The organism is Vibrio sp. 9-16B-A1 (assembly GCF_056726165.1).
The window spans coordinates 132476-151585 of sequence record NZ_JBSDZD010000004.1 but is presented as its reverse complement, the minus strand read 5'-3'; the positions used below and the strand labels follow the sequence as shown (position 1 = coordinate 151585).

At 50.0% G+C, this 19110-nt stretch carries 16 protein-coding genes; 7 read left to right on the top strand and 9 right to left on the bottom strand.

The window, feature by feature from the left end:
• Positions 1-43: 43 nt before the first annotated feature.
• Positions 44-556, bottom strand: a complete 513-nt coding sequence (locus ACVB80_RS08620; protein ID WP_481080882.1) for a peptidylprolyl isomerase — start codon at positions 554-556, stop codon at positions 44-46.
• A 110-nt stretch (positions 557-666) separates the two neighbouring features.
• The gene (locus ACVB80_RS08615; RefSeq protein WP_481080881.1) at positions 667-2904 is read right to left on the bottom strand and encodes an ATP-binding protein; all 2238 of its coding nucleotides are present in this window, start codon (positions 2902-2904) and stop codon (positions 667-669) included.
• A 358-nt stretch (positions 2905-3262) separates the two neighbouring features.
• Here ACVB80_RS08615 and ACVB80_RS08610 point away from each other — a divergent pair, with 358 nt between their 5' ends.
• Complete coding sequence (locus tag ACVB80_RS08610; RefSeq protein ID WP_481080880.1) at positions 3263-4057, top strand: substrate-binding periplasmic protein; 795 nt, start codon at positions 3263-3265, stop codon at positions 4055-4057.
• Positions 4058-4154: 97 nt separating this feature from the next.
• On the opposite strand, the gene ACVB80_RS08605 is transcribed toward ACVB80_RS08610, so the two are convergent.
• The gene (locus ACVB80_RS08605) at positions 4155-6416 is read right to left on the bottom strand and encodes a glycoside hydrolase family 3 N-terminal domain-containing protein (protein ID WP_481080879.1); all 2262 of its coding nucleotides are present in this window, start codon (positions 6414-6416) and stop codon (positions 4155-4157) included.
• 275 nt (positions 6417-6691) lie between these two features.
• Positions 6692-6958: a DUF5062 family protein gene (locus tag ACVB80_RS08600; protein ID WP_481080878.1), complete on the bottom strand. Its 267-nt coding sequence runs from the start codon at positions 6956-6958 to the stop codon at positions 6692-6694.
• Between the two features lie 414 nt (positions 6959-7372).
• Between ACVB80_RS08600 and ACVB80_RS08595 the strand changes: the two genes are divergently transcribed.
• The 4 genes from ACVB80_RS08595 (at position 7373) to ACVB80_RS08580 (ending at position 11514) form a co-directional block, all read left to right on the top strand.
• Positions 7373-7816, top strand: coding sequence for a MarR family winged helix-turn-helix transcriptional regulator (locus ACVB80_RS08595; RefSeq protein ID WP_481080877.1), 444 nt, complete (start codon positions 7373-7375; stop codon positions 7814-7816).
• Positions 7817-7865: 49 nt separating this feature from the next.
• Positions 7866-9110: a hypothetical protein gene (locus ACVB80_RS08590; protein WP_481080876.1), complete on the top strand. Its 1245-nt coding sequence runs from the start codon at positions 7866-7868 to the stop codon at positions 9108-9110.
• A 291-nt stretch (positions 9111-9401) separates the two neighbouring features.
• Positions 9402-10265, top strand: coding sequence for an AraC family transcriptional regulator (locus ACVB80_RS08585; RefSeq protein ID WP_481080875.1), 864 nt, complete (start codon positions 9402-9404; stop codon positions 10263-10265).
• A gap of 235 nt (positions 10266-10500) precedes the next feature.
• Positions 10501-11514: a hypothetical protein gene (locus ACVB80_RS08580; RefSeq protein ID WP_481080874.1), complete on the top strand. Its 1014-nt coding sequence runs from the start codon at positions 10501-10503 to the stop codon at positions 11512-11514.
• A 19-nt stretch (positions 11515-11533) separates the two neighbouring features.
• On the opposite strand, the gene ACVB80_RS08575 is transcribed toward ACVB80_RS08580, so the two are convergent.
• A complete protein-coding gene (locus ACVB80_RS08575) occupies positions 11534-13282 on the bottom strand; it encodes a hypothetical protein (protein WP_481080873.1) in 1749 nt (582 codons plus the stop codon).
• Between the two features lie 126 nt (positions 13283-13408).
• Here ACVB80_RS08575 and ACVB80_RS08570 point away from each other — a divergent pair, with 126 nt between their 5' ends.
• The gene (locus ACVB80_RS08570) at positions 13409-13771 is read left to right on the top strand and encodes a hypothetical protein (RefSeq protein WP_481080872.1); all 363 of its coding nucleotides are present in this window, start codon (positions 13409-13411) and stop codon (positions 13769-13771) included.
• A 50-nt stretch (positions 13772-13821) separates the two neighbouring features.
• Here ACVB80_RS08570 and ACVB80_RS08565 read toward each other — a convergent pair whose 3' ends face one another.
• Both ACVB80_RS08565 and ACVB80_RS08560 read right to left on the bottom strand, forming a co-directional pair.
• Positions 13822-15420 carry a methyl-accepting chemotaxis protein gene (locus ACVB80_RS08565; protein WP_481080871.1) on the bottom strand — a complete coding sequence of 533 codons (1599 nt, stop codon included), beginning with the start codon at positions 15418-15420 and terminating at the stop codon, positions 13822-13824.
• 248 nt (positions 15421-15668) lie between these two features.
• A complete protein-coding gene (locus ACVB80_RS08560; protein WP_481080870.1) occupies positions 15669-16001 on the bottom strand; it encodes a hypothetical protein in 333 nt (110 codons plus the stop codon).
• A 107-nt stretch (positions 16002-16108) separates the two neighbouring features.
• Between ACVB80_RS08560 and ACVB80_RS08555 the strand changes: the two genes are divergently transcribed.
• Positions 16109-16852, top strand: coding sequence for a hypothetical protein (locus tag ACVB80_RS08555; RefSeq protein WP_481080869.1), 744 nt, complete (start codon positions 16109-16111; stop codon positions 16850-16852).
• Positions 16853-17105: 253 nt separating this feature from the next.
• Here ACVB80_RS08555 and ACVB80_RS08550 read toward each other — a convergent pair whose 3' ends face one another.
• Both ACVB80_RS08550 and ACVB80_RS08545 read right to left on the bottom strand, forming a co-directional pair.
• Complete coding sequence (locus ACVB80_RS08550) at positions 17106-18062, bottom strand: tetratricopeptide repeat protein (RefSeq protein WP_481080868.1); 957 nt, start codon at positions 18060-18062, stop codon at positions 17106-17108.
• A 4-nt stretch (positions 18063-18066) separates the two neighbouring features.
• Positions 18067-18762, bottom strand: coding sequence for a phage tail protein (locus ACVB80_RS08545; RefSeq protein ID WP_481080867.1), 696 nt, complete (start codon positions 18760-18762; stop codon positions 18067-18069).
• Between the last annotated feature and the right edge of the window lie 348 nt (positions 18763-19110).

The following is a 19110-nucleotide window of genomic DNA, read 5'->3' as shown; positions in this document are numbered from 1 at the left end:
GCACACTGGCGGAGCCCGTTTTTCCCGGCTGCATTGCTGTGGCTTACTTTACTGTGACCTTCTCAATCACCACATCCTCCACCGGCATATCTTCATGGCCAAAACGGGTACAGGTCGGGACTTTGCCAATCGCCGTGACCACATCCATCCCCATGGTCACTTTGCCAAATACCGCGTAGCCCCAGCCTTTGTTGGTTGGCGCGGTGTGATCCAGAAAATCGTTATCGGCCAGATTAACAAAGAATTGCGCTGTCGCAGAATGAGGCGCATCGGTGCGCGCCATGGCGATGGTACCGGTCAGATTTTTCAGCCCACGGTTGGCCTCGTTGGTGATGGGCGCATGAGTCTCTTTCTCCACCATATTGACCGCAAAGCCATCACTGTGCAGGGCATAGCCGCCCCCCTGAATCATAAAGCCGTCAATAATGCGGTGAAACAGGGTGCCGTCGTAAAAGCCTTCTTTGCAGTACCGGACAAAGTTCTCAGAGCTTGCAGGGGCCTTGTCAAAATCCAGGCTGATTTCAATATCGCCGTAGTTGGTGGTCAGGGTGATCATAGCGTTCGTCTGGGTCAGAAAAGGTGGGGGAAGTATAGTGAATTTGGCAGGCAGGGGAAATGGCTCGCTGTTTACACTGTAAACCTGAGGCAGGAAGCCGGAGAGAGCCGTTAAGTGGGAATAGTAATCGTAAACCGGCAGCCATCATCGTCTTCGACGCGGATGTTACCACCAAACTTATGGGTGCATACGTTGTAAACCATATGCAGTCCAAGGCCGGTTCCGCCTTTTGAACGCCGGGTGGTGAAAAATGGCTGGAACATTTTCTTCAGTGTCTGGGAGTTCACCCCCTGGCCGTTATCATGGATGATCAGCTCAAGCCTGTCCGGCTTTTCCAGTGCCAGAACGGAGATCTCTTTGCTGGTCTGCTCTTCACTAAATCCGTGTACCAGGCTGTTTTCCAGCAGCTCTTCAATAACATTTTGAAGTGCGGTCGGTGCCAAACTGAGGCAGATATCATCCGGGCAATCGACAGAAACACTCACCCCGGCCTGTTCCAGTCGGGAGTTCATGGTGCCAAGAAGCTCCCCGATAAAACTCTTAAGGTTGATGTCGCGGGTAGATTCAATCAGAAGCTGTTGATCCAGAGTTTTCATTTTCTCCATTAATCCGATCGAGCGCAGGATGTTGTTAAGCACCAGTTCCATACATTCGTGAGAGAAGCTGAGAAAGTTCTCCAGATCCTGCGTTTTGATACTGCGGTCTTCAAATGCCTCTGAGAGAGTGGCTATACGCTCTTTAAGCATCGACAGACTGGTGAAAGAGTTGCCCAAAGGGGTATTGAGCTCATGGGATACACCGACGATCAGCCCGGTCAGAGCGGCCATCTTTTCCGCTCTGAGGATCTGGTTCTGGGTTTCTTTAAAGCGTTCCAGCAGATCCTGAAGTGACTGTTCATTTTCTGCCAGTTCGCCTTCTTTCTGGCTTAACTGGTGCTCTACATTATTGAGTAATCCGCGCAGACTGGCGAGCATGGTATGGATCGATTTTGCCAGAATGTCATCATCACTGGCTTCCGGTAGATCTATATCCTGCAGCTGGCCCCGGGATATCTGGTGCAGAACGGTGATATTGGCCTCGAGTTTATCCATCAGCTGATTAAAAGAGAGAGCCACATCTCCCGCTTCAGTACCATGCTCCACGGGCACCCTCAGGGTGTAGTCACCGCTGTTGCTGATCTGTTCTATGGTTTTAACCGTTTCCAGCCAGGTCATTTTTACGCCGTGCTCGCTGATATTAAGGCCAATGGCCTCATCTTCTGACGTGACCCGGTCAAGCTTCAGATATCTGAGGAGCTGAAAAGTGCCCCATGCGGTGAATGTACACCAGGTCAGCACAGCCAGGGCACCCATTGCCTGGATCAGAAACGGGTGAATGCTGCCTGTTTGTTCAATCAGCAGCCCTGTATACAGGAGCCCTACCAGTCCACACATCATATGGATGGATACAGCGTTAATGGGATCATCAATTCTGGCGGAAAGCAGCAGTTTTTCTCCCCAGTAAACGGTGACTGCGGCCAGCAGGCCGAGCACTGCTGCATCGTAAATAGTGGCAATATCAGCGCATGCGGTGATGGCAACCAGGCCGCCAAGAATACTGTTGAGTATGTAGAATATTTCCAGGTGCTTACGCCGGAAAACCAGGAGCAGAGCGACGCAACCAGCGACTGAACCAGCCAGAATGGTTTTAAGAATAATCAGCGGTACCCTGTCAGAGAGCTCATACAGGCTGCCGCCGTTAAAGCCCATCCAGGCAAACAGCATAAAGAACACGCCGACTGTCGCCAGGGTATGGTTATTGGAGGACAGTTCCCACACAGAATTCTTGCTGAATCTGCCTTCCCGGGGGCCTATCATCAGGGTGCCAATCAGGCCGACACTGCCGCCTGCAAGGTGCACTACACCCGCTCCGGCAAAATCGTGAAAGCCCAGCCGGTTGAGCCAGGCATGTGGGTTCCAGATCCAGAATGCGACCAGCGGGTAAATAATCAGTACCATTATTATGGAGATCAGAAGGTAGCCACGAAAGCTCATTCTCTCCGCCACGCAGCCAGAAACTATGGTTGCGGCAGTAGCGACAAACATAGTATTAAACAGGATATAGGGGGCATTCGCCGTGGTGATTTCCCATTCAGCAAAGTTAAACAGGCTTTCTCCCCGGGTGATGTGATAACCGACAAGTATGAACAGTACGCTGACGACAATAAAGTCAGCCAGGTTTTTCATTGCGACATTGACGGAGTTTTTTGCCCGGACCGAGCCTGTTTCGAGTAGGGTAAAGCCCGCCTGCATCATAAAGCTGATGCAGGCGCAAATAACCAGCCATATCATTAGGTGTACTTCTTCCATTGAACTGCCTGTGCGATATCCATTATTCCTGGAGAGTATCAGGACGTTGTTTTAACTATAGAGCAGTTTTGATGTTCAATGAGGGATGGATGAGCCGTCAGTGGGAAAAGGACGGCCATATCTTTTGATTATTGAGCCAACCTTTTCATTTTCCTGAATATAGTGATCTAACGAAAGGAAACATATACCTCAGTACCCTGTGTTGAAAACAGGGCTAAGGAAAACTGAACCGTGCGGAGGCGGCTGCTGAGCCTGGGGGCAAATTGCCTCCAACTCCTTAAAATTTATAAATAAAGTGAGCCAGGTGCGGGAAAAATGAGGCAGACTCTCCTATGCTGAACTGGTAATGGAGGGAGATATGACTAATACCAGACGCCGGTTGTGCGCATTGTTTGCTTTAGCTTTATTTCCGAATCTGCTGTCAGCTGCGGTGACGCTGCGTCTCGCTTATTCTGATGTGGAGTCATACCCTTATCAGGCGGGCAATGGCCCCAAAATAGCGGAGCCACCAGGGCTGGCGCTGGAGCTGCTTAATCACGTTGCCGGGCAGCTGGATGTTGAGATTGATTATGTCCGTCGTCCGGGTAAGAGAGTGCTGCATGAGGTGAAAACCGGCAGGGCCGATGGCGGGTTTATCTTCTCATATAATGAGGAGCGGGCTGGTTATGCCCGTTATCCGATGAAAGATGGTCAGCCGGATACAGACAGGCGTGTCGCGACCATGGGATATTACTTCTATACCCTTAAAGATCATCTTCCGGAGAGGCTGGAGTCCGGCCTGCCGTTTGTCAGTGAGCGGGTGGGAGCACACATGGGCTACTCTGTGGTCCGGGAGCTTGAAAAGCGCGGCTATCAGGTTCACGAAGTAAAAACCACAGAGCAGCTGTTTTCTATGCTGCTGTCCGGCCGCCTTGAAGTGATCGCCCTGCAGGAAACCCTGGCCAGCCAGTATCTGCGGGATAAGAGCTGGGCTCAGGTCGAGCGCATTGAGCCAGCGATTTCCAGTAAAGCCTATTACCTGGTGTTCAGTGGCCAGTTTGTCCGCAAACATCCGCAGCTGGCAGAACGCCTTTGGGATGAGATTGGCAGTTCGCGTGATGAAGTGATGGCTGAGGCCACAAAACGTTATCCGGAGGGCGGGGAGAGCCGATGAGGCAGGATAACAGGGTTATTTTAGCGGGATGCAAAGAGGGTCAGCCCTGTCGGTGCTGACCCTTTGTTATTTAGTGCTTTGAACCTGTATCAGGCTATCAGTATTTCAGCCCCCACCCAAACGGATAGAGCTCATCTTTGCGGCCGGCAATCACTTCAGGGTAACCCGGCGCGTCGGAAGCCTGATCAAGGATCGCCTGGGCGCTGTTGGCCAGGGCAAACGGCAGCTTACCGGTCGGGTTGAACTTACCGGTCACCACATCCATCACCGCATCATCCCTTGAACCAAAGGTCGCCAGAATCGCACCTGCGTCCTGCATTCTGCTTGCTTCATCCATCACAAACGGCTGGCGGAAGTAGATCGACAGTACGGTGTTTTCTGCGCCCACTTCATCCATTACCGCCTGGATCTCGTCCAGCGACGGGCTGATTTGCCAGGATTTGGCTTTGGCCATGCTGGTGAAGTCCAGTACGTCCACTTCATTAAAGCGCGCACCACCAAACACCAGCATACCGGTATCTTTGTTGGTGACCCGCACCCGGATCAGGGCGTAGTCGTTGCCTTTGGCACTTGGGCGGGCTTTGGTCTCATCACCTGCCGTTACAGTGTAACCATAAGATTCAACGGTTTCTTTATCCATGCCCAGGGTGTAGAGCTTAACCGGCGCTTCGGCAGACGGTGCCGCTAACGGCAGAGTGGCAGTGGTTTGTTCCGGCTGAGTCCTGTTCTCCAGCAGTACGATAGCCTTGCGCTGGGCCAGTTTGGCTTTCTGGGTGAACGCCGCATTACCAACAATCGCGTTGGCACGTACCGGATCCACGTATGGGTCTTCAAACAGGCCCAGTTCAAACTGAACTCTCAGCAGGCGCGCCACCGATTCATTTACGCGCTCTTCAGAGATTTTGCCTTTCTCAACCAGTTTGCGGATCTCTGCATTTTCGTGGAAGCCGGACAGTACATCGGTGCCTGCTTCGATAGCGATAACCAGCTGCTCTTCTTTGTTCTTGTCCTGCAGGCCCCAGGCGTTGTTGTTGCTGATGTTTTCAAAGTCGGTTTTGGCGACGTTCTTCTCACCAATGATTCCGGTATCTGAGTTGATCACCCCGGTAAAACCAAGATCCCTGCGCAGCAGATCAGACAGGATCCCTTTCGAGAAGGCGATACCCACGTTGCCTGGAGGCGTACCCACATTGGTGCTGTAGCCGTTATAAGGTACGCGCACCGTGTTGTGTACGTTATCTTTAACCAGCGACTTAAGTGGTTTGCCACCGGCATCCAGATTGGTTTCGTCCGGATTAGCCAGCGACCACTCACCGCCACCTACGATGCCGTAGTAAGGCATCAGTGCCGCCACACCGGAGTCAATCGCCGCCTTGAACGGTTTTACATGGTAATCAAAGTTGCCGGTCGGGTAGGTCTGATGCTGGCCGGCAAGATAGTGCGGGTCAAGCCCCAGGAACTGTGGGCCACCGCCCGGGAAGTGTTTCATGGTCAGGACAGTACTGTCCGATTTGACCTCTTTGCCCTGCAGGGTACCGACCAGGTTAGTCATGATGTCTGCGGCCAGATCCGCGTCTTCGGTAAAGGTCTCGTGTACCCGGTACCAGCGTGGCTCGGTTGAAAGGTCTGCCATATAGCCGTACATACCTCTCAGGCCAATCGCGTTCCACTCGGTTTTCATTACTCCGGCGAACTCTTTGATAAGCTCCATATCGCGGGTTGCGGCCAGGCCGGCCTCTTTTGGCCATTCAGAAAACGCGCCGGCAGAAACGTTGATCCCCGGGCGGGCATTCGGATCATTATGGTTACGCGCATTGGACTTAAACAGCGCCGGAATCCCCAGCCTGGTCGCCTCATTAAGCTCCTGCATGGTGTTCATGTACTGCGCCGCTTCTTTGGGGCTGATTGGCGCGCTGGCACGGCCGGTTACCGTTGCACGGGCAGGATCGCGTTTATCTGCAGGCAGGGCATCCACTTCGTTCTGGGGCAGAATGCCGTTCCGGAAGATAAAGCGCTTCATCTTCTCTTTCTGAATGTAGTCGGCGTGGGTTTCATTGATCTTTCCGTAAGCCGCCGCATTCATGGTATCGATCAGCATCATGCCGACTTTCTCTTCCAGCGTCATCTGAGCAATCAGATCGCTGATGCGCTCATCCACAGAGGCCCGCCAGTCCTCGTACTTGTCCAGCTTCCCGTTCTTATTCAGATCTTTAAACTGATAGCCATCCTGGCTTATCAGGCTGACGGCACGGGCTTCCAGGTTTGCCTGGGTGTATTCGGGTTTGCTGACGCAGCCGGAAAGGGCGACAGCCAGCGCAATGGGGGTAAGAGCAAAGGCTCTTTTGACTGCAGGACTCATAGTTAACCTCAATGGACAGGTGTGATGGAATGTGCAAACGGTATGCTATGGCGAATAATTGGTTAACCAAAATGATATGGAAATCGGACAAAGATCAACCAGTTTTGAAGTGGCTGTCATACTGGTCACATTATGGAGTGCTGATGATTTATTAAGCTGGAAAGTTTGTTTTGGTCACAGAAAATGACAGGGGGATTTGATATTGGCCAACCAATTAGGCTGGCTTGATATGAAAATCAGGTAAGCTGGGCCTTATGATCAAGGCCCGGAAAATGTTACTTCAGAGGATCGTTATCCGGCAGCGCGTTATGCAGCCACAGCGCCAGTCGTTTCTTGATGTTTTTGCCATCTAACTTATCGGCAGGAAGAGGTGTGATCTGCTTTACCTCTACCAGAAACAGATACACCGCTTTCGCCTTTATTGGCGCGGCGGTACCCTGGTTGGCGAGCTCAAATCCCTGCATCTTTGCCATCTTGCAGCCGACTTCCAGGGCTTTCTTAAACAGTTTGTCCTCGTTGATGATCTTGGCGGTCTTCGACATAGTGTTTCCCTCACTTATAACTGTTTGTTTAAGTTAGTGTATATCAACCCGGAAGGGATTAGTTGCAGATGAGCCACAACTTGGTGGAAAGGTGGGGGAAATGGGAGGTGGCTCAAAGAGCCGCAAGCAGAGCGGACATTTACACTGTAAAGCGGCTCTGAGTGGCCGGGCTGTGAACAACCAGGCAGTCAGTTCTTTTGGCCAACAATACCAACTGGTAGTAAGCTGTATCATTAAATATCAGCAAGTTAAAAGATCAGTTGCTGATAAGGCTATGAAATTTAAGGCTATATTCATTAGTCTGCATAAAACTTGGGCATACATCAGAGTATCAGCTGTATGTATGCGGAACGGTAATCACATAATGTCTACAGAGATTGACATTTATATTGTCACCTTAATGGAACGTCAATTATGATTGACAAAAATATTAACAACTTCCTCAGCAGTAACATCAAAGGACTCATGATGTCCTGCATCACTTCGTTTAATGAAGCTCAGGTTCAGTGGCGTTCAGGCACTGAGTACAACTCATTGAATGATGGTGATATGCGTTATTTCGCTCAGCTCCGTGGCCGGACTATGACGATTTCCGATTTGGCCAGAGAAATGGGCACGACAAGACAGGGTGCTCATCAGGCCATTCAGCGTTTGCAGGCAGAAGATATGGTGTCTCTCGAGGAAGGTGCCTCAGGCCGGAAAGGTAAGCTGATTGCGATTACTGACAAAGGGCAGAGGTTTCGTAAAGAGGTCGCACAGCACCTGAAGCAACAGGAGCAGCAACTGTGTGAAGTGCTGGGCGAGGAACGTGTAGAAACACTCAGAGACATCCTGCAGGAGATCTGCCGAATGCGATAGGTCACCCGGGCTTTCTCTGAATATTTAAAATGACAAACAGAGAAAGCAGATGAAATATCCACTATTAATTTGTCTTACTTCCGCCGTACTTGTGGGATGCAATGGCGGCGGTACCGGCTCCACAGAAAACACGGAGAGCGGGAGTTCACCCGCTCAGCCTAATGAAAACGGTCGTTTCGAGGGATTCATTCGTGATGCGGCGATCAAAGGGCTTCACTATCAGGCCGGCGATCATAGTGGAGTTACCGATAAAGATGGCCGCTTTGAGTACTCATTGGGTGAAGAGGTTAAGTTCTATCTTGGGAATACACTGATAGGAAAAACCCGGGGCGCAAAACTTGTTACGCCCCTTGAGCTGACTAACACCACAGACTATACCAGTCAGGCTCCGGCGAATATGGTCCGGCTTCTTATGGCGCTTGATGCCGATAAAAACGCGGAAAACGGGATTGAAATCACCCCGGAGCTTCACGATTACCTTTCTTCAGGGATTGACCTGTCTGGTCTGAGCTTTTCGTCAGACTCATTTGAAAGCGATCTCACTTCCCTGGCAGATATGCTCGGTGACCCTATTGAGCTGCCAGCGGCAGATGCCGCGCATCAGCATTTTCATGAAACGCTCGCTTGTGCGTATTCCGGCCTGTATGCAGGGGATTTCTTCAGTGCAGACGGCAGTGTGTATGGTGAAATAGCTGCTGTTGTGGACCCGGACTCCCTTCGCTCTGCCGCTGTGCTTGTTTACCCGACCGGAGAGATCCGGATGCTCGACTCAGAGCCTATGGTACTGGCCAGCGGAAACCGCGCTCTGCAATGGGGGCAGCTCGATAGTGAGTCAACCTTTATCGGTGAGTTTACCGATTACCAGCGAATTGAAGGTAAATGGAAAGATGTGCCGACGGCTCTGAAAGGTGATTTTTATCTGAATCAGTTTGAGAAGCCTGTCGCTGCCGAGAAGTACGTTGTTAAGTATGTCATGCCATCGGATGGGGAGCGTCCCTGGTATGAGCCTGAATATAATGGCTTCTTTGAAGTGTTGGTTCGCACGGACGGTAAAGCACGGGTTAACGTGTATGATCTCCGGGGAAACACATACCATATGACCCATACGTCAGATGTTCTTTATCAGGCAGGGGAAGCGCCCTCCGTTAATATCCAGATCCCTATGAACTATGATGGATATGGTGTTGAGTATGACAGCATGATGATGCCGCTTGACAGGAATCAGAAAACGGTTGATGTACCTGATAAATATGGCTTTACCTACCGCCTGGAGATAAGTCACTGTCGTCTGTAAAGAGCCCATTCCTTACAGACAGCCAAGGCAGTGGATCAGAACCTGATCCCTGCCTTTTGTTGTTTCTGTTCCCCCCAATCGGGATAACGTTCTCACCAGGCTGATAGTCCAGGTAATCAAGGAGGTGGATATATCAACTGGTATGCCGGCAACCCTGAAGAGAATGGTTCTCTTCTCTGTTACCATGCAACAGTCTCCTGGTTGTCGGGGCAACTGAGCAATCTCGGTCAGGCGTGCCTTAATCGCGCCGGATATGATGGCCACAACTTCTGACAGGAAAGAGAAAACAGTATGAACATCAGCCACCTTCAGGCTAAGCGGGTCAGACGGGTATGCGATTATATCGGGCAAAACCTGGATCAGGATCTGTCACTGGAGACACTGAGCGGGGTTGCGATTTGCTCTAAGTATCACTTCCACCGGATCTTTAAAGCCAGTGTGGGAGTGAGCGCCATGCAATATCTTCTGCTGCTCCGGTTAAAGCGCGCTTCAATGCGGCTGGCGTTTGAGCCGGACAAAAGCATTACTGAGATTGCGTTTGAAGCCTGTTTTGACAGCAGTGAAGCATTCACCCGGGCATTTCGGCGTGAGTTCGGTGTTTCTCCTTCTGAGTTCAGAAGTCAGCCGGAGTGGCAGAAATGGCACTCCAGGTATCATTTTCAGCCCCCGGTAACAGGAGAAATTAACGTGGAAGTGGAAATTATCGATTTTGAAGGCAGACAGGTTGCTGTCGCTGAACACAAAGGGCACCCGGATCGGATTTATGACAGCACAGCCAGATTTATCGCATGGCGTAAAGCGACGGGCCTGTCACCGGTCAAAACCAGCGAAACTTACGGCATTCCATACAGTGACCCGAACGATACCAAGCCTGAGGAGTTCCGTTTTGACATCTGCGGTACGGTTTCAGAGTGTATTCCGGACAATGACTATGGTGTTAAAAATGGCACCATTCCGGCTGGCAGGTGCGCCCTGGCGATTCACCGTGGAAGCCATGCCAGCCTTGGTGAAACTATCGGTTACCTCTATCAGCAGTGGCTGCCACAAAGCGGCGAGGAGCTGCGAGACTATCCGTGCTTCTGCCATTACCTGAATTTTGTCCATCAGGTGGATGAGTGTGATTTGGTGACCAATGTTTATTTGCCGCTGAAGTAAGAAACTCTTTCATCCCGGCCAGTCAGGCCGGGAATCCTAAAGCTGTTTGAGCCTTAAAACACAAAGCACTGAACCTGCCCGTCGTGGCTCCTGCCGGTCAAAACCCTCAGTTTGTTTTTGATTAACCCATAAGGCGACAAAATGTGTCGCTTTTGGTTTGTATAGTACCTGCATCCCGGGTATCTACTGCTGGTAAGAACCGGGGTGATGGTCATTAGTCTGAAAGGAAGGGTTTATGCAAAATTCAAGTCTCTACGTTGTTGTTCTTAAAGATAAAGCGGGCATTGAGTTCGTTCGCTTCGGCACGACGCTTAACTTTGATGTTCGTAAAGAACAGCATCTCTCCGGCCTTAAGACCGGGTACTTCTTTCATAATGGGGAACGAAAAGACTACCGTTTTTTCAATGATAATAAGCTGCTTGGCAAATGTTCAAAGCGCACCAGAAAAAGCTTCATGGTTAAAACGGCCGTCCGTAACCGTCTGGTACTTAAAGCCCGTAAAGGTCTGCTGAAAATTGATGTGCGTGAACTGTTTGTGGGACCAGAAGAAGTGGTCGCGCTGGTTGAAAGAGCGTTAATTCATGCCTTTCTGTATACCTCCAGAATTCTGAACCATTACAACGATCGGGGCGGATACGTGGCTGGAACGGTGTACAGCAGGCCAACTTCCAGCCGGGTGACGAATGACGTGAGAGAAGCGGTACGTGAGATCCTCAGCCAGTTTGACGCCTCTGATGAAGTCAGGGATCGGGCGTATGACATGATCCGTGGCTGGTCGAATCCGGTTAACCCAGCCCTTGATTGTCTTGAACGGCAAAAGCAGCGGGCTCAGGAGAACGCCAGAAAAGCAAGGGTGTCGGGTCTGTTCAGCGCGCTGCGCACGGCTGTTGCCAGCGGAAAGAACAATGGTTCCAGGAACAGAGTGCTGGCAGAAAGCTATTTGAAGAGCAGGGAGCAGGAGCGTCGGGCACCCGAAGTTACTTATCCAAAAAAGCTGGAAGCAACCGCTGAAATTCAGGCCGTCGAGTCCAAAATGCAGTACCACGGTAACCTGGCAAAAATGAGCCATGAAGATTTCATGGACATGGGCGGTAACGGAAAAGTGGCATCACTTCAGGCTTCTGAAGAAGACGCTGAGCTGCTGCAGGAGATGCTCTCCCGCAGGCAGGAAAGAGATGAGCAGCTGGGGATCGTTCAGGCGCTTTCTCAACAGCTTGGCAGGCTGAAAGGTGAAGTGCTGATTGCCTGAGCAGCCCCGTACTCTTCTGTCATTCTGTATCCAGAATATCCGCTACAACGTAGTTTGCGCCGGTTCTCCGGGTATGCTCCAGGTTTATTCTGCTGTTCGGATTTTCAGACGGTGGCCACAGGTCAAGTAAGTCACTTTTTGCCGGATTATCCCGGTCAAAGATAATCCAGGCGGCTTCTCTGATGGCCTCTCTCATCGGTACACGGGTGATATGACCAATAACCACGGCTGGATTTGGTGCACAGGGGAGTTCCAGTTCTTTTAGTTTCCGGAGTGCATTCAGGTGGTAGTTCAGTGATGCGGTCAGCTCATCATAGCTGTAGGAGAAAAAGGTGGCGGCATACTTCTTTATTTGGGTGATATCACGGTAACCAGGCAGGCCCGTGGGCTCACCGAGTACAGACAGGTACCTCCCCTGGCTGTCCATCGTCAGGTTCCGGATTCTCTCCATGTCATCAAAGATTTCCTGAGGCGTCATTCTCTCTATGTACGCCGATACTTTCTTGTCGGCATCCAGGTACTGAACGAGCGATATTGTCTCTTCACCGCTGTTTTCGGCTTTATTACTGATAGCCCATTTAGCAGCTGCTTCCAGATTCCTGAAGTGGAGGTCACAGTTTTCATCCATGTTTATCTTTTCTTCGATACGGAACGGGCTGTTTATCAGTGAAGTGTTGTTTTCAACAAGCCGCTTAAGTGTCTCTTTGACTGATGTCCGGTGGGAACCACTGCTGCCTACTTTTTTGGCTTTTATGGAGAGCTTTTTCAGGGACAGGACATCCTTAAACACTTCACAAATAATCTCTGAACAGGACTGTAAGTATTTATCTGCAGTTTCAGTGTAATCCTCCGGGCGGCTCAGTTTGAAACACTCTTTCAGGAGGTATTTGGCAAAAATGACCGAGGACTTTTCTGCCAGCTCTGAGTCAACCGGTTTCAGGGTGCTGGAGTCTGCGTGGGTATTCGGATCGCTCAGGATATCAACCAGCTTTATGCCGGAATGAATCTTCAGGTTGTTTTGCCTGGTAAACAACCGGTACTTTCTCATCAGCGTAGTGCTGAGGTCTTCATCAACGGGAGCTCTGCTGAAAACCTCCTCCCGTAACAGCCCCGGGTGGTTCCCTGTTTTCAGGTGTTCGGTATATAAAGTGGTGTAGCCCCGGTGGATCAGATCCAGATTTTTTAACACCCCTCTTTCTGTTTCGCTCCGGTGGTATAAAGCCTTACAGAAAAACTCTTTTATCCACGCACTCAGCAGCATGATATGGTCAAACTCTTCTTTTTTGTTTATGGGCTGATGGTGGCAGGAGAAGAGTTCGATTTCCGTCAGCCTGGAGTCTCCTTCTTTCGATAAGATATCCAATCCCATAGGAGTGATCTTGTGTAACTGAAAAAGAAGGAAGGTCGTTTTCAGAGCGTCTTCTGCGTGCGCTCCCTGTTGCCATGAGCTCAAAGACTGGTCTGTAATCGTCTTGATTTTTTTGTTTACGGTCTTGATGACAGTGTCATATTCAAGCTCCCCGTTTGCGTTGTCAGATAGCTCCTGGCAGGCTTTTTTTAACCCGGGTAAATCCAGTGTGTCATGGGGAGCGTCAGGTGAAGCCTTGAAAAGAAAGTCATAAGGGCTGTACCCGGAAAGCGCCTGCGGTGACAGTCTGGAAAGCTGCAGCTCATAAGGCAAATAGTGGTGTTCTATCGTGCTGACCGGTATATACTGTCCCTGGTGTTTTGCGATTAGTTCCTGTTGTTTCTCTTCTTTTTCACTCACGCTGATTGTCCATTATCCACTTTTTTCCATTATAAACTTAAGCCTGTTTACTTACTCTCGATGGGGTCACTTTCGGATACGCGAGAGCGTTTGAGAGTGCCCTGAATTTGTTTAAGGAGAAGTAACATGAGCATTTACCCATTCAGCGAAGCGGCTGCCATTCAGGGCCCGCAATACATTGACCCATACAACTCGGCACTAAACAGTGAAGAAGTGTACCCGCATCTGTCACCAGGCGATCAAAACATCGTAGATGACTGCGTAGACTATATCTCTGAGCTGCCACTGACTAAAGACGGCAGACTGTATCTTCGCGACAAGAGGAAGCTGTCAGAGGCTGGTGTGGAGGCCTCAGAGCTTTACAGATCTGAGCCTGAGTACAGTGATCGGGTCTATATTGAGATTTCCATTCCTACATCCGAAGAAAGGAGTATGCCGGACTGTTACGGCTACCACACCCTGATAGTTGAAAAGTGGATGTATGACTAAGCTGGTTCCGGATTTCTGACTTATCCCGGCCCGTGGGCCGGGTTCCCGGTTTAGACTTTAAACTGTTTCGCCAGCCCGCGCAGTACCCTGGTCGACTGCTCGACATCCTGGCTTGTCTCAGACAGCAGTTCAGAACTGGATGAGGTTTGCACTGACATTTCATCAATGCTTCTTACCTTCTGGTTCACATCTTCGGTTACCTGCGCCTGCTGTTGCGATGCAGCCAAAATTTGCGCCATCATTTGGTCGATTTTCTCGATGGCTACAGCAATACCGTCAAATGCGCCTTTGGTTTTTTCAGATAGTTCTCCGGTTGCTTTTGCTTTCTTCGCACTGACGCCAATATGCTCATTCACCGAGTTAGCGGCGCTCTGGATTTCACTGATCATTGTCTGGATCTCGCCTGCAGAATCCTGTGCTCTCTGAGCCAGGCCCCGGACCTCATCAGCGACAACGGCAAAGCCGCGCCCTGATTCACCTGCGCGTGCCGCCTCAATGGCTGCATTGAGAGCCAGCAGATTGGTTTGTTCGGTTATTTCCCAAATCACCGTCAGTACGCGGTCAATCTCATTGCTTTTATCCCGCAACACCCGGACGTCCCCTGTCGTTTCATCAACTGACGATATCAGGTCTTCAATTGCGGCCAGGTTTTGGTCGAGGATAGTGAGTCCTTCGGTACCTTTTTGAGACGCTTCATCTGAGGCGTCGGCAGCCTGCCGGGTTAAGTGTGCAACGTCCGTCGTACTGGTCGACATCTGACTTATGGCGCTGACTACCTGCTCAATGTCTGCGCGCTGATGTTGATTGTTGCTGTTTGTTTGATGGGTAATTACAGTCAGGGCTTCTGCATCTTTTCTCAGCCCGGCAGAGGCATTGCTGATTTGTGAAACCATGTCATGCAGCGCCCCTCTCATTCGTTCAACGCTGTTAAGAAGAGCCCCAATCTCCCCACGGTGATTATTGTCTACTTCGGTATGCAAATCCTTTGATGCGATTCGGGCAATCTCTTTCGATACATGCTCAAGAGAGAGGATAACCCGGGACATAATGTGATATAAAAACATGACCACAGCCAAAACCAGTACACACCCCGTAACCGTCGCATATATAACGGACACAGAGGATCGGTTTAGAATCGATAGTTTGCTTCTGGTGTCGTCTTCAATATCAAGCAGAAATGTATCGACCGTTTCACTCATTGCCGCAGCGGACTGATCAAATTCCGCCATGATTTGATTCCCTCCGCTGGGGCCATGTTCAATATAGGCCTGCGCCATGCGCTTGCCATCCCGGTAATAAGCGTCAAACGTCGGCAGCATTGCTCTGTAACGATCTGCATGGTCCGGGTCTAATGTGATCAGCTCTGCGATTAGCTTTCTGAACAGGGCGGCGTTTTTCTCTGCCTCATCAAAGCCATCATTCAGTCCATCCTGTGCGCGGGTGGCGCTGATATCGGTCAGCCATTGCTGAACCTGTACGACGGCAAGCTTCAACTGATGCGCCCGGTTGAGCATCGGGATCTCCTGCCGGTCCAACTGTTGTGATTCTGCCACCACTTCCAGATTTTTGGATACCACAACGCCACCACCCATGATCAGGGTCGCCAGTAACGCGAGTATCGTCAGCACAAACATTTTTCTTATCGTCATATCCCGGCCCCCGGATCAAATGCTGAGACAGCAAAAACCACACAAGCTGTACGCCTCATATAAATCTAGTTGCATTAGCTGGGTTAGTAAAACCAGGAGGAGGGTTAATCGAAAACAAAAATGGGAGAGGCGTGGCTTCACTCAGGGCATGCATGCTGAAGCCTTTGTTTAACTGAAAAATGACTGCCGGTGTATCGCTGTTTTCGGTGGGCCGGAACAATGCCGGCCGCTCAGGATGAACGTCAGGCTCAGCCTGCCATGTGTTCTACTTTGTCCAGGATTGTATCCACAATGTCCCGGGTCGTCATCACCAGCTGGGTATTTCCCTGTACAAATTTGAAATAGCCGTGAGGTGTCAGGAAAGAAGGTGCATGGTTTTCAAGAAAGTGGTTGATAAAATTGGTAACTTCACGGGATTTCGCTTCTATCTCCGGATAATCGCCACTGCCGATTCGCCAGTGGATGTAGCTTGAGTTGTGGTAAGGAGGGGCAGATTCAAGTGAACCAAACAGCAGATAACCGTTAACAGATTTTAAACCCGGGCAGATTTCCAGAAGATCGTGACACAGCTTTTCTTTCATTCAGTCAGTCCTGTATTCCATCAGTGTTGTGAGACAACGCAATCAATGCGCGTTCTGAACATCTTAAGATTAAGAATCTTATAAAACAGAGACATATCACATAAATTATGGATACAGAGCCGCTTAAGCGCACATACGCGGAAGTTTTGTCTGCCATTACTTCAGCAGATTTTATTGCCGACGGGAAAGACAGATACTCAGGGGTGTTCCTGCCTTATCCGTTTGAAGAGTATAAAACGGCCGGAAAGCGGGTCATGGTTGTCGGCAGGGAAACGGCTTTCTGGAACACCAAAAACGGTAAAAACACCATCGGGCGTATTGTGGAACACAATCGTCAAAGCTCCCCGGAGTTGCTGGTTAATGAAGCATTTGAGCGTTATTCCTGGCATTTGCTGGACGGAAAAGGCGGTAAGCTGAAAACCAAGCATGCTTCCCACTTCAAGCGGTTTTACAGCAAAGTCGCCAGTACACTGTCGCAGCATCCGGCCTCGCTGGTGTACGCCAATCTGTTTGCGTGGGATTACGCAGGCCGGACGCCTGCCAACCGCAACAAAGCAGAATTTGAAGTGATTCAGGGCCATTCAGTAGCCCTGCTTGCCAAAGCCATTGAGTTTTGCCAGCCGGAACTCATCATTTTCGCCGCCGGTTGCAACCGAGCGGTCGACAGTACAATAAAACGCCTGATGAACGACCACTTCAATGGATACGAGACAACTGAACTGGTGAAAAAAAGATACTGGCGTTTTTGCAGTAGCGGAATGGATTGTGTTCGGATAGCTCACCCAAGAGCTTCGTCCAAAGAGCACCGTGAATACCGGGAGAGGGTACTTGAGTGGATTGCCGTAGCATAGCTTTTAAGTTTTCCAACATCTTCGTCATCCCGGCCTCCGAGCCGGGATCTGGTAAAGCGAACTGAGATCCAACAGAGACTCTGATCCTGCCACGCACACCGGTCCATCCTGAACTTGATTCAGGATCTGGTACCAGCAGGGGTGGAGGTAAAGGTTTGAGTACTGCAGTCTCAAATATTTCTGTCGGTCTGGTGGAACCTGATGTCAATCAGTAAGCATGCGGCAGGAATCAAGCCCCCTCAACGACTCTTAATCAATGCCCTTTATTATTCAGAAACTCTTCAACCTGGGCATCTAATCTGCTTTTCCACTGATGGGGTATTTCGCGTTCGATCTCCTCGAGCAGGAGTGCAGTTTCCTCACCAGGCGTCACTTGCTGCGCCGCTTTAGCCCACAGATAACTTTTGGCCATTATCTGCGGGCTGTGTTGTTCAGTTTGTTGTAGTTTTTTCCAATACAGCTTAGCGGTTGGCTGATAGGCTTTTTCTAATTTCAAAGATGACGCTATTTCGAACAAATACAACGCTTTGTTTGAGCTGTAGTCGTCACCGTCTTCTTCAGCGGTGGCTTCTAAATAAAGCAGAGCCAGTTTATATGCCGCTTCTCCTGAGCGATTATTGATAGCCTGTTGGTACCAATACTCTGCGCGCTCTGCGCTGAACACTTCCGGGTTGGATATGTAAATATCTCCAAGCGTCTCCTGAGCTTTAACTGCATTTTTCTGCGCCGCCCGTCGACACCAATCAATTGCACTGTGCACGTTAGCTTCGTGCCATTCTGAACCCAGATACAATCGCCCCTTATCGCAGGCTGCTTCGTAAATCCCATTCTCGTAGGCTAACTCAAACCATTCACTGGGGCTTTCAGTGGCATTGGTCATTCCACCACGCAACAAACAAAAGCCGTACTCCTGCTGTGCCGCAGGTATTCCCTGTTTAGCGGCGACTGAAAAGAGCTTACACGCCTTCTCTGAGTCTTGCTTAACCTCCCCCCAACCCATCTTATAAAACAGCGCTAACGCGAAGTTCGCCTCAGAAGACCCCTGTTCGCTGAGTTGCCTAAATATGCTGAGCGACAGGGGATAATCTTCAATTGCAAGCGCGTCATAACCTCGCGTTAGCTGCTCTTTTTGACTTTCAGCATAGCTCAACGACGTAAAAAGCAGACTAAACACAATCAGCCCAAAGCACTTATTTATAATATTTATCATTCAGTTAGTTTCTCGATGGGTAAATACCCTGCAGCGCAATAATCCAGTTCACCACGACATAAGGCATACGGTTCTCATGAGGCTGGTTGCCACCCGCACTATTAACTGTAGTTGAAGCTGTAAAATTATTTGAGGCAACTAAACTAAAAGAGATTGAGTCCGGACTCATTTCAACATCTGGCACACTGGAGGAGTACACAGATTTATTTTTTGGCTTAGCCAACACATTACCTGCCGGATCTGTATCGCTTGCGTTACCGCTAAATGCATGAAGATTGATCACACCATCGATATCTACATCACCTGACATATAAGTAGAAGCCGTATGGGCATGGGATGGCATTTGCGCCTGAGTAAGAGCGACTGTCTCGACACCACCCCGGGCACCCAGTCTGTAGTTGCTTAAGCCAGGGCCATTACCCGCCCCAATCAGAGCCCGGCCACGAGTATCAGGCAAAGCAAAAGTTGTCCTGCCATCACCGCCATATGTTGTTCCCAGGATAGAGAACAGTGCTGTGTTTTGAGAAATGCTTAATAGCTGTCCCTGGGCCAATGCGTATCCGCGGGGTGCGAAGTTTCCGGCAAACGCACACATTGTTCCAATAAGAGGTGTATCACTGCACGCCAATGCATTAGAACTGAACATTAACGAAGGCACGAGAGCCCCAGTGAGAACCAGTTTTCTTATACAAGGATTCATAACTCCACTCCTAGACTAATAAGGTTTACCAGGCGCTGGTTACTAATTGAAATGTCCACTTCGGAATATGTGCAAAACTGAAAGCACAGACATCCTATATCCTTAATTAATAAGCAAAATATATAGTGACAAATCAATCAATAGCGCCAGGCCTTTTCAGTATAGGTTGGATTCGACACATTGATAGGTCATTCAGAATGTCTTTTTAATAGTTTTAATGAATAAGGCGAGAAGTGAAACAGCCGAAACCTTATAGGCCCTTCCACATGCTACCTGCACCCTTCTAACTCCCCACTTGCGCGGCACCTCGCCAGGGGGGAGAGCCACCCCTCACCTCGTTGTTAATCC